Origin of the sequence: Sphingomonas sp. CFBP 8760 (assembly GCF_014841615.1) — a bacterium.
GTDB lineage: Bacteria > Pseudomonadota > Alphaproteobacteria > Sphingomonadales > Sphingomonadaceae > Sphingomonas.
On sequence record NZ_JACYUG010000014.1, the window covers coordinates 35,824 to 49,614 of the forward strand.

General features: G+C 64.7%; 12 protein-coding genes. 6 read left to right on the forward strand and 6 right to left on the reverse strand.

Annotated features, from left to right (window positions below):
• Positions 1-6: 6 nt before the first annotated feature.
• The 4 genes from IFT82_RS15560 to IFT82_RS15575 are packed head-to-tail and all read left to right on the forward strand — an operon-like array spanning position 7 to position 3,453.
• On the forward strand, positions 7-1,044 hold the full coding sequence (locus IFT82_RS15560; RefSeq protein WP_244646827.1) for a glycosyltransferase family 2 protein: 1,038 nt from the start codon (positions 7-9) through the stop codon (positions 1,042-1,044).
• Positions 1,041-2,462: a DUF2142 domain-containing protein gene (locus tag IFT82_RS15565; protein WP_192128459.1), complete on the forward strand. Its 1,422-nt coding sequence runs from the start codon at positions 1,041-1,043 to the stop codon at positions 2,460-2,462. Before IFT82_RS15560 ends, IFT82_RS15565 begins: the two co-directional genes overlap by 4 nt.
• Before the next feature lie 56 nt (positions 2,463-2,518).
• Positions 2,519-3,172, forward strand: coding sequence for a ParA family partition ATPase (gene parA, locus IFT82_RS15570; protein ID WP_192128461.1), 654 nt, complete (start codon positions 2,519-2,521; stop codon positions 3,170-3,172).
• Entirely contained in the window at positions 3,169-3,453 is a 285-nt protein-coding gene (locus tag IFT82_RS15575; protein WP_192128463.1) for a ribbon-helix-helix domain-containing protein, read from the forward strand. Before parA ends, IFT82_RS15575 begins: the two co-directional genes overlap by 4 nt.
• A gap of 247 nt (positions 3,454-3,700) precedes the next feature.
• Here the strand turns inward: IFT82_RS15575 and IFT82_RS15580 are convergent, their stop codons facing one another.
• The 6 genes from IFT82_RS15580 to IFT82_RS15605 all read right to left on the reverse strand — a co-directional run bounded on the left by IFT82_RS15580 (position 3,701) and on the right by IFT82_RS15605 (position 11,022).
• The gene (locus IFT82_RS15580) at positions 3,701-4,726 is read right to left on the reverse strand and encodes a polysaccharide biosynthesis/export family protein (RefSeq protein ID WP_244646829.1); all 1,026 of its coding nucleotides are present in this window, start codon (positions 4,724-4,726) and stop codon (positions 3,701-3,703) included.
• 140 nt (positions 4,727-4,866) lie between these two features.
• Positions 4,867-6,180, reverse strand: coding sequence for a glycosyltransferase family 4 protein (locus IFT82_RS15585; protein WP_199860529.1), 1,314 nt, complete (start codon positions 6,178-6,180; stop codon positions 4,867-4,869).
• 34 nt (positions 6,181-6,214) lie between these two features.
• Positions 6,215-7,639 (reverse strand): ATP-binding cassette domain-containing protein, encoded by a 1,425-nt coding sequence (locus IFT82_RS21360; RefSeq protein WP_342355129.1) that lies wholly within the window; start codon positions 7,637-7,639, stop codon positions 6,215-6,217.
• A gap of 53 nt (positions 7,640-7,692) precedes the next feature.
• Positions 7,693-8,484: an ABC transporter permease gene (locus IFT82_RS15595; RefSeq protein WP_192128472.1), complete on the reverse strand. Its 792-nt coding sequence runs from the start codon at positions 8,482-8,484 to the stop codon at positions 7,693-7,695.
• Positions 8,484-9,578, reverse strand: coding sequence for a hypothetical protein (locus IFT82_RS15600; protein WP_192128474.1), 1,095 nt, complete (start codon positions 9,576-9,578; stop codon positions 8,484-8,486). Before IFT82_RS15600 ends, IFT82_RS15595 begins: the two co-directional genes overlap by 1 nt.
• Positions 9,579-9,693: 115 nt before the next feature.
• Entirely contained in the window at positions 9,694-11,022 is a 1,329-nt protein-coding gene (locus IFT82_RS15605) for a glycosyltransferase (RefSeq protein WP_192128476.1), read from the reverse strand.
• A gap of 424 nt (positions 11,023-11,446) precedes the next feature.
• Here IFT82_RS15605 and IFT82_RS15610 point away from each other — a divergent pair, with 424 nt between their 5' ends.
• Positions 11,447-12,571, forward strand: a complete 1,125-nt coding sequence (locus IFT82_RS15610; RefSeq protein WP_192128478.1) for a glycosyltransferase — start codon at positions 11,447-11,449, stop codon at positions 12,569-12,571.
• The gene (locus IFT82_RS15615) at positions 12,568-13,674 is read left to right on the forward strand and encodes a CDP-alcohol phosphatidyltransferase family protein (protein ID WP_207105805.1); all 1,107 of its coding nucleotides are present in this window, start codon (positions 12,568-12,570) and stop codon (positions 13,672-13,674) included. Before IFT82_RS15610 ends, IFT82_RS15615 begins: the two co-directional genes overlap by 4 nt.
• The last annotated feature ends 117 nt before the right edge of the window (positions 13,675-13,791 follow it).

Below are 13,791 nucleotides of genomic sequence, written 5' to 3' on the forward strand. Positions count from 1 at the left end.
ATGACCATGACCGTGCCGGCGGACGCGTCGATCGCCGTCGTCATCCCCTGTCACCGCGTGACCCGCCACATCCTGTCGCTGCTGAACGGCATCGGGCGCGAGGTGCGCCACATCATCGTCGTCGACGATTGCTGCCCCGACCGGAGCGGCGAGCTGGTCACCGCGCTGTGCCGCGATCCGCGCATCACCGTCATCACCCATGCCGACAATCTGGGGGTCGGGGGCGCGGTGATGACCGGGTATCGCCACGCGCTGGCGCTGGGGGCGGACATCGTCGTGAAGCTGGACGGCGACGGGCAGATGGACCCCGCCCTTATCCCGCAGTTCGTCGGCCCGATCCTCGACGGACAGGCGGATTACACCAAGGGCAACCGCTTCACCAATATCGAGGATGTGCGCGCGATGCCCGCCGCCCGGCTGTTCGGCAATGCCGTGCTGTCGTTCGTGACCAAGGCGTCGTCGGGCTACTGGACGCTGTTCGATCCCACCAACGGCTATACCGCGATCCACGCCGCGGTGCTGGCGCGGCTGCCGCTGGACAAGATCCGCCAGCGTTACTTCTTCGAATCCGACATGCTGTTCCGGCTGGGCACGGTGCGGGCCTGCGTGATCGATATCCCGATGGCCGCCATCTACGGCGACGAGGAAAGCGGCCTGAAGATCGGGCGCGTGCTCGGCTCGTTCCTGAAGGGCAATCTGGTCAATGTCGGCAAGCGCGTGTTCTACAATTACTTCCTGCGCGATTTCAGCATCGCCTCGGTCCAGCTGCTGATCGGGATCGCCGCGCTGGTCTTCGCGCTCGCCTTCGGGCTGCACGGCTGGATCGCCAGCGTCGACACCGGCACCCCCGCAAGCACGGGGACGGTGATGCTGGCCGGGTTGCCGGTGATCGTGGGGATGCAGCTGCTGTTGTCGTTCCTCGCCTTCGACATCGCCGCGATGCCGAACCGTGCGCTCCATCCCCTGCTGACGCCGCGCCTGCGGGCCAGATCGACCGCGGGGCCGAAGGCGGAGCCGGAGCTGCGGGTGGTCGACGCCGCGTGAACCGCATCCGGTCGTGGCGCGCATGGTGGTCGGCTTTGCTTCCCGACACCGTCACCCGCTGGGCGTTGCTGGTCGGGTTGCTGGGGGCCGTGCCGCTGGTGCTGCTGACCCCGCCGTTCCAGGTCGCGGACGAGCCGCAGCATTTCGAACGCGCCTATCAGATCAGCCGGCTCGACCTGATCGGCCATGCGCATGGCCGCGAGGCCGGGGCGGTGTTGCCCGTCTCGCTGTCGGCGATGGCGCGCAACCTGCTGGGGACGGACGCGATCGATGCCGACCGGCCGATCACCCCCCGGCCGCTGTCGGCCAGTCTGGCCGGGCTGGGCCGGCCGCTCGATCCCGATCGGGTCGCCTTCACCGCCTTCACCGGCGCCGCGCCCTATTCGCCGCTGCCCTATGTGCCGCAGGCGATCGCGATCGCGATCGGGCGATCGTTCGGCATGGGGCCGCTGGCGCTGCTCTATGCCGCGCGGCTCGCCAATGCGCTGGCGGCGGTCGTCCTGCTCGCGCTCGCGGTGCGGATCGCGCCGGTCGCGCGCGAGGCGATCGTGTTCGCCGGGCTGATGCCGATGACGCTCTATCAATATGCCTCGGCCTCCCCCGATGCGATGACGATCGCGACCGCGCTGCTGTTCACCGCCATCGCGACGCGGGCGATCGTGCGGGGCTGGACCGGGCGGAGCGTCGCGGCCGCAGCCTTGCTGGGTGCCGTCTTCTGTTCGCACAAGCTGGTCTATGCGCCGATCCTGCTGATCGGACTGATGCCGGCGATGGCGGGCGGGCGGGCGCGCCTCCGCACGGTCGGCCTGAGCGTCGCCATTGCCCTGTTCGCGCTGGGCGTGGGGATCGGCTGGTTCGCGCTGAACAGCGGCCTGGCCCTGACGCGGTTGCCGGATACCGATGTCCACGCGCAGGCGGCGTTCCTGATCGGGCGGCCGATGGCGTTCCCCGCGATCCTGTGGGCCAGTTTCCAGAGCTATGGGATGCTCTATTATTTTGGGATGGTGGGCGCGATCGGCTGGCTGGTGGTGCCGCTGCCCCCTACCGCCTATATGCTCGCGCTGTTCGGCATGATCCTGACGGTCCTCAACCGCCGGCCGGACGAGCCGGTGCTGCCGCGCCTCGTGGGTGTCTGGCAGTTGCTGCTGGTGGCGGGGGGCATCGCGCTGGTCGCGCTGGCGCTGTACCTCACCTGGAACACGGTCGGCAGCGCCGCCATCCTGGGGATACAGGGCCGTTATTTCCTGCCGCTGCTGCCGCTGCTGCTGGTCGCCTGCACCTTGCTGGTGCGGCTGCCGCCCGATGCGGCGCGAGCGCGGCTGTTCGGGCGCATCGTGGCCGTGGTGGCGGTGCTGCAGGTCGTCGTGCTCGATGCGACGATCGTCACCGCCTATTCGGTGTTCCGGGACGCCGTGTAACCGAAGCATCACCCCGGTCTTGCCGATTCGACATGTCGACATGTATGGAAGCCGACATGCCGACGATCGCGATCATCAGTCAGAAGGGCGGGGCGGGGAAGACCACGCTCGCGCTCCACCTCGCCGCTGCCGCGCAGGAGGCGGGGCGGGTAGCGCTGGTCATCGACACCGATCCGCAGGCGACCGCCAGCCAATGGGCATCGTGGCGGCAGGATGCGCCGCCCGAGGTGATCGATAGCCCGCCGCCCCGCCTCGCCGCCAAGGTCGCCGCGGCGCGCGGGCAGGGGGCCGACACGATCGTGATCGACACGCCCCCCCATGCCGACAGTGCCGCGCGCGCCGCGGTGGAGATCGCCGACCTCGTCCTGATCCCGTGCCGGCCGAGCGCGTTCGACCTCGCCGCGATCCAGACCAGCGCCAAGCTGGTGCAGTTGCTGCGCAAGCCCGCCTTCGTCGTCTTCACCGCCGGCAGCCCCAACGCGCCGCGCATCTATGCCGAGGCGGGCGAGCTGGTGGCGGGCTATGGCACCCCGTCCTGCCCGATCATCATCCCCGATCGCGCCGCCTATCGCCACGCCTCGGCCGAGGGGCGGACGGTGATGGAGCTGGAACCCGCCGGCAAGGCGGCGGACGAGATCAGACAGCTATACCAGTGGACATGTCGACAGATCGACATGGCCACCTCCACATCCGGAAGGATCACGGCATGAGCCGCAAGCCCAGCTTCGCCAACCTGCGCGACCGCAACGTGCCCGCACCCGCCCCGGCCCCCGTGGTCGATGCCGGCCCCGCCGACGTGGCTGGGGGCGGGGCAACGCCACGCCCCAACAGTCGTAAGGGCCGCAAGCAGATCGCCGGTTTCTTCTCCCCCGACATGTCGTTGGCGATGCACATGCTCGCCCGCCGTCAGGGCCGCAGCCTTCAGGCGCTGATGGCCGAGGCGTTCAACGACGCGCTGCGCAAATATGGCGAGAGTCCGATCGGGGATTGAGGAATGCGGGTCGTCCCGGCCACGTCGCCGGGACGACCCGCATCACTATCGCACCCGGTCTGGGCGAAGGCGGCCGTGAACAGGTCGAGGCCGCTGCGCAGACGATAGCCGATCCCGCCCGTCGTGTTGCCGACCAACTCTGCGCGCGATGCGCCGACCCCGTTCAGCCCAAGCCCACCGCTGGCTTGATCCCGTCGCGATCTTCGACCAGCGCAAGACGAAGGAGGTGCGCCCGATTGCGCCTCACTCACTTCAACGCATTGCCGAGCCCGATGATCGAGAAGGCCGCGTTCGACACCGTCGTTAGGAATTTCTGGAAATCCGCCAGCGGCGCATTTGAGACATAGATCACATCACGGTTCTGGATTTGAAAATCCTGCGCAGCGAACAGCGCGGTGCCGTTGCTCATGTCGAGCCGATAGATGACCGGAATCTTGCCCGCAGCGGTACGGCGCGCCGAGGTGGTAATCGCAGCCGGCAGTGCAGTGGGATCCTCCAACCGGAAGATGAAGACACCGTGGATGCTGGCGCGATCGTCGCGCAGCCCGCCGATCCGGCCTAGCGCCTGCGCCAGCGACAGCCCACCGCCTTCGAACGGCACTTCGGCATTCTGCGCGACCGCGCCTAGCGCGATAAAGCTGTATGGCTGGAACAGCGCGGTCACCACGTCGCCGGGTTGCAATACGACGTTCTGCGCCGGATCGCGGATGACGGTATCGAGCGGCATCGCCGCCGTTCGCCCGTTGCGCGCCAGTTGCACCGTCATTTTGCCGATCGGCTGGCGCGGACCACCTGCGGCTGCCAGTGCATCGAGCAGGCGTTCGCCGCGCGGGGTCAGCGGCATGCGGCGGCTGGCTGCCACTTCGCCCAAGATGGTCACCGAACGGCTGTCGTTCTGCACCACACGCACCACCGCCTGCGGGGCATGCGCGCGTCCAGTGAGCCGGGACACGATCAACTGTGCGACCTGTTGCGGCGTGCGCCCGCGCACTGGCAATTGCCCAATGAAGGGGACGGAGATCGTGCCGTCTTCGTCGACCATCTGCTGCGGGATCGCAGCGCTTTGCGCGACCATTGGATTGGCAGCGAGCCGCGCATCGACGCTGGTCGCGCCGAACAGCACTGCGGGTGGTGCCTCCCAGATCGCGATGTCCAGTATGTCGCCGCTGCCGATGACCGTCCCGGCTGGCTGCGAGGTACCGAAAATCTGGGCGAAATGCTGCGACTGCGCCAGCAGCGAAGTACGCTGGATGACATTATTGTCGAGCTCCATCACTTGAATGTCGCCTGCAGCATAGCTTTGTGCGTCCGCATGGCGGATCGTGCGCGTTGATGGTCCCGACCCGCCGAATGACGAGCAAGCAGATAGCGCGGCCAAGATCATCATGCCGCTGACCGATCGCAAGCGGGTCATCACAGGAACTTTCGGTAAAGCGCGGCAAGATTGTCGCGATAAATCGCCGGGCTGAAGTTCCGAGCCTGTTCTAACCCGCGCCGCGACAGGTCGGCGCGCAGGTCGGCATCGGCATCCAGTCGGCGGATCGCCTGGCTGATCGCGGCGGTGTCATAGGGGTCGACCATCAGCGCCGCTTCGCCCGCGACCTCGGGCAACGAGGAGGTGTCGGAACACAATACCGGCGTCCCTAGCGACATCGCCTCTAGCACCGGTAGTCCAAACCCCTCGTACAGAGACGGGAACAGCGCCGCCTTCGCGCCGCGGATCAGGCTGACCAGCAGGCTGAACGGCGCATATTGCAGCTGGATCACACGCTTGCGGTGGAAGATCGAGCGGTTGGCGATCTGGAACCATTCGAGGCCGTCATTGTCGAGCAGTCGCAGTTCCTGTTCCGACTTCCATGCTTGTGCGCCGACTATCACCAGTGGTGCGTCGATCTTGCTGGCCAGATAGGCCTCGATCATCCGACCGATGTTTTTCTTTGGCTCGATCGAGCCCCAGAAGAGGAAATATTCCTTAAAGCCGGTGCCGGTCGCGCCCTCCACCTCGCGGGCAATCTGCTCATCGGGCTTGTCGCGGTATTTTGCGGGGATTTCGACCGACTGATATGTGTTGGTGATGCGATCGGGCGAGATTCCGGCGATCTCGATCAGGTCGCGGCGCGAGCATTCCGACACGGTCACGAAGTGATCGGCGATGCGATCCAGCTTCTTCAACAGGTTGAAATAACGCCGCTTATGATCGAGCGTCGCATAGGGAAGCCGCAGCGGCACCAGATCGTGCAGCGTGTAGATGTTCGTCGCGCGCTTGACCCTGAGCGGAATGGGATAGGTCCAGTGCACCAGGTCGGGCTTGGCAGGCATCCGCACGTTCGACACCTCGCCCCACAGCTTGAACGCGCTTTGCGACCGCTTGAACACGTCGGTGGCATTGTAGAGCGTGTCGTAATGCGGCATCCGCGCGCTGTACTGGCGCGAAATGACCTTGCCGGTGATCGGTACCTCGGCCGCGACATGGCCGAGCGGCCCCAGCAGCGCACGGTGCATCTGTTCCATGATCTCGATCATCCGATTCCGCTCTCCGACATTGCTGTCAAAGAAGGCGATCTCACGCATAAGCGGCTGGCGCGACGGTGCGGCGCGATTGCCGTAAAGAACCGACGTCTGGTATCCGAGACGACCGATCTCGTAGCTGAGGTTGCGGGCGTAGGTGGCGACCCCGGTGCCCTTTTCCAGCCCGAGATTGTAGCCGTCGATCAGGATGTTCTTCATGGGTTTCGTACCATAGGAGATGAGGTCGCGCCGCTCATTGTTCGATCTGCAGCGTGACGAGGTGCTGCAACGCCGCGCGGGTGAGTGGCCATTCGGCGAAACCGCCTAGCGCGACCAGAAGCGGCAAGACGTCCTGTCCGGCCGCGATGCCATCAATTAGTTCCTGACGTGCCTGATCGGACGTATCAGACAGCGCGATGACGCACAATGTGTGCGCCCAGTCAGTGGTATCGCCGTGTTCGTCTGTATACGGCGTCGGGATCACACCGTTGCTGGCTACGCCATGCTCGCCGGCGTAGCGGATCCAGGCCGTGTGCGCCTCCCGGACCCGGCCATCGGACAACATGGCGAACAGCAGATCATCGAACGTAGCATGGCGGCGTAGCAGGTCGACCACTTCCACCTCTTGGACATCAGTCTTCCACAACAGGCGGGCGAGCACCTCGATATCAGGACGTCCCGGCACCTGATTTTTCACCGGCCCTTTCACATACGGATGGACTGGCCAAGTACTGGGGTCGACGCCCTGCCGGTCCAGTACGAAGGCAAGATGTTCGAACACGTCTTGGATAGGCTCGCCAAAAGCGCAGGCGGTGCGATAGGATGCTTCGGCCCGCTGGAAGTCGGTGCCTTCCTTAGCGACATGCGCGTGCTGGACCCAATAGGACCGCTGATAGGGATGGAGCGCCAACGCGGCGGTGTACCGCTCCTCTGCCTCCGCCCAGCGTCGTTCGTCACGCAGCCAGTCACCTTCACGCACCAGCATGGTGAAGCGTTCGTCCTGCAACGCCCGGTGCTGCGCAACTTCGATGAGCGCACCGCGATCGGTGGTGGTCGAATGATCGACCACCGGCGCGGCGATCAGCCCGATGCGTTCGCGAAACTCACCATACGCCGTCTCGAAATCGTCGTAGAGCGCTAGCTTGCCCTGATGAAGCAGCGCGAAGCGGTTGCAATGATCGCGGACATAGCCCGCGTCATGGGAGATCAGCACCATCGCGCGGTCGCCGCGCTTGCCGAACAGTTCGTAATTGCAGCGGTCGTGGAAGCGCGCATCGCCGACTGCGCCGATTTCGTCGATCAGGAAGCAATCGAACTCGATGATCATCGAGATCGCGAAAGCCAGCCGTGCGCGCATCCCCGACGAATAGGTGCGTACGGGCTCCTTCAAATAGGCGCCTAGTTCGGAAAAATCCTGCACGAACGCCAGGTTGTGTGCAAAATCCTGATCATAGATGCGGCTGATGAAGCGAACGTTGTCGACGCCGGTCAGGTTCTGTTGGAACGCGCCGCCGAAGGCGAGTGGCCATGATACCGACATCGTCCGCTCGATCCGGCCAGACGTCTGCCGCTCGGCACCGCTGATGAGGCGGACCATCGTCGACTTACCCGCGCCGTTACGCCCCAGGATGCCGATCCGCTCGCCCATGCGTAGTTCGAGGTTGATGCCGTCGAGCACGACATTGTCGCCGAAGCGCGTGCGATAGACCTTGCGGACGCGTTCCAGCCGGATCACTCGGGCACTACCCTGCCCGCCACCCAGCGCGTCGCGATCAGCGCGACGAAGGTCAGCGCCAAACAGAAAGGCAGGACATAGCCCAAGTCATAATGCGCGTGAACGCGTGATCCGAAATAGCCCTCGCGCACGATCTCGGTGCCGTGGACCATTGGGATGTAGAGGACGTATTTCTGCGCCACCTCTGGCAATGCGTCGACCAGAAAGGCTGCGCCCGACAGCGGAAAGATGAGATACGATGCCGGGTGCCAAAGCTTGTCCACCAGTTCGCTCTCGTGCGACAGCGCGCCAAGGGTGATCGCCAGCGCCGATCCGAACCAAGCGATGATCAGCCAGCCTCCTGCGACCTCAAGCACGTTCTCGGGCGGCTTCAGCCAGCCGAGTGCGATGAACAGCACGCTGAGCGTCGCGAACGAGATCGTCGCACCGCCGAATTCGAGCAGCAATCGCGCGATATAGATGTCCAGCACGCGGATGTTGCGATGGTACATCAGCGACAGGTTGTTCCACAGCGCGCCGATGCAGCGGCCAGGCATGTTGCGCCATAGCAGCACGCTGGAATAGCCAGTCAGCGCGAAGGCCACGATCGGCAGGTCACTGCCATGCACCGACTTGCTGGCGGTCCACAGCGCGGTGACGCCGGCGGTGAACATCATCGGCTCGACGAACAGCCACAGGAAGCCAATATTGTGCCGGCCGTAGCGGGTCAGCATCTCTCGCATCAGCAACGCGCCCAGTACACGAATCTGGACACGCAAGCTTTCCCGCAGCGCCGGTGCCGATGCCATCAGTCGCGATGCTCGCGCACGCCGGCCAGCAGCACCGAAAGGATGCCCCAGGTCAGCAAGCCGAGCGCCAGTGTCGCGGCGATTGCGCGCAGCCGCTTGGGCTCGTCGGCATAATCGGGCAGGCTGGGATTGGAAATCCGCTCGACATAGGCGCGCTTGCGTCGCGCCTCCGCGCGTGCATCCTGTAGCGAGATCAACGTGGCGGCGAGCTGTTTGCCGGCCAGTTCGGAGTCCAGCAGCAGGACTTGATAGCGCGCTGCGGTTGACGACAGCGATCCGGCGCCGCCGGCAATGCTGGCGGTCTGCGCAGCGATCTCACGCTGCAGTGATGTCACCTGCGTTCGCAGATACGGGATTTGCGTCGCCTGCGGGGTATAGGTCTCCATCTGCTTGAGCTGGGTCTGCGCGGCGATCAGCTCGTCCTGCAGCTTCGACACCATCTGGAGGCGCGCAGCGGCCTGTTTTTCGGGGTCGATGATGCGCGAACTGTTGCGGTAATCGGCGAGGGCTACGGCAGCGCGGCGCGCGCGCGCCTGCGCCTCGTCAACCTCGCGCATGGCGAGCGCCAGCGCATCGCCGCGTGCCCTATCCGACAGGCGATTGACCAGCGCCTCGGAGCGTTCGAGCAGCCGTTCGTTGATGGCTTGGGCTCTTTCGGGGTCGAAGGCGTGGACGGTCAGGTGCAGGACCTGCGTGGTCGTCTCATTCTCGACCTTCACCTTGTCGAGGTAATATTGGAACAGCCGTTCGCGGTTTGGTTGTCTCAGGCCGCCGAAGCGGTCGAATACGAAAATTCCGCGGTCGCCATAGGCGTTCGCCAAGAACCCGTCGCGGTTGATGTCTGATACCGCGCTGCGCGATTCCAGATATTCAAGAACCGCGTTGCTCTCCTCGGTCGCGCCGGTCAGCCCGCCGCTGTTGAGTACTTGGCCCAGCGAGGTGACGGTGGCCTTGCTCGGGCTGCGCACGACGAACCGTGCCTCCGAGACATACACGTCGCTGGCGAACAGACCGAAATACAGCAGGGCTACCAGCGTCGGCAGGACGACGGTAAGGAAGAAGATCGGACCCAGGTTTCTTAGGCGTGCCAGCACAGTGTGTTTCAATCTCGCGGAAATGCGTCTTTACGAGCCGACATAGGTATCGGCAATTCGCACGTGTGGTGCGCGACGGGGGCCGGTCAGGCCCGTGAGCAGCCGGCTCTATAGCTTATAGAACGCCCTCGCACAGCATGATCGGTGCGGCCATTCGGGGCAATGGCGCGGACAGGCTTTCCGTGGACCCCGCGAGTCTTGGCAGCCAGCGTTCCACTCGCGCGAAATGCTCCACCCAAGTCGTGGGTCGGAAACGGCTGATCTGCATGATCTGGCGCCGGTAGCGGGGGCAGGTGTCGCCGAATCCCGCAATCAAGTCGGTCCAAGCCGCGACGTCGTGCGGATCGAGCAGACACGGCGCGCCCTGCCCTACTTCGCGATAGCAGGGCAGATCGCTGGCGATCACGGGTACGCCCAGCGTCAATGCCTCCGCCATCGGCAATCCATAGCCTTCGGCCAGCGAGGGCATCAGCATCGCGCAGGCACCGTTTATCAGTTCGGCCAGATCGTCATCGGTGCAGCCCTTGACCAGCGAGACATGCTCCGCCAGTGCCCGGTCGCGCGTTAGCATGTCGGCAACGGCCTCCGCTCTCCTGCCCCATTGCCCGACGATGACGAGACGGGGCGTCGCTGCGCCGAGGCGCATGCGAAGCCGCTGCCATATCTTGAGCAGCAGGATGTGGTTCTTGCGGCTCTCGATCGTCCCAACGCATAGGAAATAGCGGTTGCTTACCTTGGGACGCACGCGGCGGCTGCCGAGATCGGCACCCGCCAGCGGCGCGACCAGCACCGGAGGCGTCTCCAATCGCTGTTGCCGGGTGAACGTGGTCAGGTCGTCGGCGACCGCGGTGCTGCTCACCACGATCCCCGCACCGTGGCGCAGCGCTCCGATCACCCGGCCGCGATGCCGCTGGACGGCGCGCGGGCGACAATGCTCGCCATGCGTCAGAGGGATGAGGTCGTGGAGGAGATAAACCGGCTTCAGCGCTTGGCGCCGGATCCAGCGCGCATGGCTGGCGAGATCGAAGTCGGTATGGCTGACGTTGATGTAGGTCGCACCGGGCACGTTGGTGTGCCCGGTCATTAGTGCGCGGGGCGCGAAAGCCGCCATGCGACTATGGAACCGGCCCTCATCGTCCAGCAGCATGTTAAACAGTGCGCTGGTATACGAATGATCAAGAACGCGGATGAGGCCACGATGCTGTACCACTGCTAAGGCACGATCCGCGAAATGATGCAAATATGCGTAGCAGACCCGGTCTATTCCGGTAGACAGGCGACCGGTCCAACTCCGCGAGATCAGCCGCGTCACGTCCAGCAGAACGGGAGGACGGGAGACAGCACTCGGCCTGGCCGAACTCTCAAAGGCGAACGCTGCCGGCACCAGGGCATTCCACGTTCCGGCGGAATCTGCGGCGTCATCCAGGAGGTGGTTCGTCTTCACCGGGTGGCGTGACCGGATGGTTCGACCCGGATTGGGACGCATTCCCAGGCTGGGTTGTACGCAGACATCATGATCGCCCCAACCTTGATACGCACGTAGGCTGACATTTGCCAAACCGTGCCAGTCGATTTGTTGTTCGCAGATGCACAACTTTTCGATAAGGCGCAACGGTGATGACGCACCGCCTGCTATGTTGTTCCAAGCCCTTGTCGATGCTTCAATCCTAAAACCAAAATCCTGTAGTCATGGCCATATCCCACACGTATATTAGTGCTGCCGCACCGTCGTTAAGGGTGGGGTATATTGATTGCGGCATAATCTGTGTTGAGGTGCGCCAGAATGGTACCGGGCACCTTACCGGATGGCCTGCAATCATGTTGGGGTATGCGATCGTTTTCGGCCCAAATGCCAAGTGTGACGCAGCGTGACGACGATCTGTATCGATTGTCGCTATATTGGTAGGCGCTACAGCGGCATTGCCGAGGTGATCCGCGGACTGATCGACAGAGTGCCGGCGCTTGCCCCCGATCTACGTTTCGTCCTGTTACGCAGCCCCGCGCATCCGGGACCGCTCAGCACGGCCCCCAACGTAACCGAGCGGGTCGTCCCGCAACCTGCCAACGGTCCCGCGACGATGTGGTGGCTGTCGCGTGTTGTCGACATGCGCGGTATCGCCGTCTTCCATGCGCCCGCCAACATCATGCCGGCGGGCCTGCACGTTCCGTGCGTCACCACAATCCACGACATCATGTGGCTGACGAACCCCGACTGGTGCCGGACCGGCGCGCAGGGAATGGTGGATCGCTTATTCTACGGTCATGGGATACGGCGCGCCATGCGGTCGGCAAGGGCCATCATCACCGTGAGCCAAGCAAGCGCCGACGCCATCATCGCGCACGATCCGGTGGCCGGCGCGCGCACGCATGTAGCCTTGTCGGGGGTGTCGCCTCGTTTTCGGCCGATCGCGCCCGACTGGATCGCGCTTGCGGCGCTCGGCCTGTCGCCCGCCCGCCGCTTCGTGCTGACGACCGGGCAATATGCGCCCTACAAGAACCATGAAGGCGCCATCGCCGGTTTCGCGCACGCGTTTCGCGACCGGGCGGACATCGATCTCGTGATCGTCCAACGCGCCGGGCGCGGCAGCTATCGCCTGCAACGGCTCGCCGACCAATTAGGGATCTCCGATCGTTTGCGGCTGTTGACGGCGGTCAGCGAGGATATCCTGCTGTCACTCTATTCCGCAGCCAGCGTCTTCCTGCATCCCTCGCTGTGCGAAGGGTTCGGCAATCCGGTTGCGGAGGCGATGGCCTGTGGTTGTCCGGTAGTGACCAGCGCGGTGTCCGCGATGCCGGAAGTGGCAGGCGGCGCAGCGCGCCTCATCGATCCGCACGATCCCAACGCCATTGCGCAGGCGCTGCAAGCGGTGGTCGAGGATCCGCAGGTCACGGGCGCGATGCGTGCGGCGGGGCTGGCCCGCGCGGCGGACCTGAATTGGAACACGGTCGCGACGACCACTCTTGGCGTATATCGACAGTTGCTGGTTCGATGATCGACATCGTCTTTGCCGATGCGGCCACGCCCGAATGCCGGGTGGCTGGTGTCCCCGCCGCGGCGCGTGCGGTCCATGCCGTGGCGCGGGCCTTTCCGGACGGCGATGTGCGCTGTACGATCCGGGCGGAGCCATCATGGATGCCGAGTGCGACTTGCCGTGCGGAATGCGCCCGACTTGCCCCGCACCTGCCGCTCGCGTTGGAAAATGATGGCGTGGGCGATGCATCACCTCTCCGGCTTCGCCTCGACGGTGCGGCGTTGGTGCTTGCGGCGGCGACATTGCCTAGGGGCACGTCCTTCGAAACCGTCATTGCAGCGGGCGCAACGGCCACGCCGCGTCCGCGTGCTGCGCTGCGACAGGCGAGCCGCGCGATCGTCTTCGCAACCGGCAAGCCGGGCGACGGGCTCGTATCACGCTTCGTCAACCGGCCAATCTCGCAACGGATCAGTCGCGTCCTGCTACGCATCCCGGGCATCACGCCGCTCCACGCCACGTTCGGCAATGCGATCCTGGGGCTGGCCATGGCACTTTGCCTGTTGCTGGGCGGCAAGACGGGACTCCTGGCAGGGGCGGTCCTTTTTCAGGCAGCCTCGATCCTCGACGGGGTCGATGGCGAAATGGCGCGGGCGACCTTTGGTACTTCCGATCGCGGTGCAATGCTGGACAGTCTGGTCGACGCGTTGACCAACCTGTCCTTCATTATGGGAGTAACGATCAACTTGGGGCTCGCAGGCGATCGTTCCGCCTGTACCGCCGGGACGGCCGGGCTCGTCATGCTTGCCAGCGGGCTGTTCCTGATCGGGCGGCGGGCGAAGGCATCCGGCCAACCGGTCAATTTCGACGTCATCAAGGTGCATTTTCGCAAGCGGCGCTCGCGGGTCATGCAATGGCTGATCTGGTTCACAATGCGCGATTTCTTCGCCGCGGCGGGCGCGCTGCTGATCCTGTTCGACCTGACCCCTCAGGCGCTGTTCGCCTTCGCGACGGTCACGACGGGCTGGTTGATTGTTACCGTCACCGTTCTGCTGCGGACCAGCCGCAGACGCCATCCGTGGACGAACGATGGCGAGCGCCGCTACAGCGGGCGCCCCTCGGCCTGAACAGCAAGGCGGATTGCGGAGTATGCGTATGATTTCCGACCCCGACCTGCTGGCTGCTTTGTCTGATCCTTACTGGCAAGAACTGTATACCTTTTTGTCCGCGCGATACGGCGATGT

Bases quoted from the DNA above. Each gene is read 5' to 3' on its own strand.
- IFT82_RS15585 (WP_199860529.1), bottom strand. From the start codon at position 6,180: ATGAAGAACATCCTGATCGACGGCTACAATCTCGGGCTGGAAAAGGGC.
- IFT82_RS15580 (WP_244646829.1), bottom strand. From the start codon at position 4,726: ATGGAGCTCGACAATAATGTCATCCAGCGTACTTCGCTGCTGGCGCAG.
- IFT82_RS15575 (WP_192128463.1), top strand. From the start codon at position 3,169: ATGAGCCGCAAGCCCAGCTTCGCCAACCTGCGCGACCGCAACGTGCCC.
- IFT82_RS15595 (WP_192128472.1), bottom strand. From the start codon at position 8,484: ATGGCATCGGCACCGGCGCTGCGGGAAAGCTTGCGTGTCCAGATTCGT.
- IFT82_RS15560 (WP_244646827.1), top strand. From the start codon at position 7: ATGACCGTGCCGGCGGACGCGTCGATCGCCGTCGTCATCCCCTGTCAC.
- IFT82_RS15615 (WP_207105805.1), top strand. From the start codon at position 12,568: ATGATCGACATCGTCTTTGCCGATGCGGCCACGCCCGAATGCCGGGTG.
- parA (WP_192128461.1), top strand. From the start codon at position 2,519: ATGCCGACGATCGCGATCATCAGTCAGAAGGGCGGGGCGGGGAAGACC.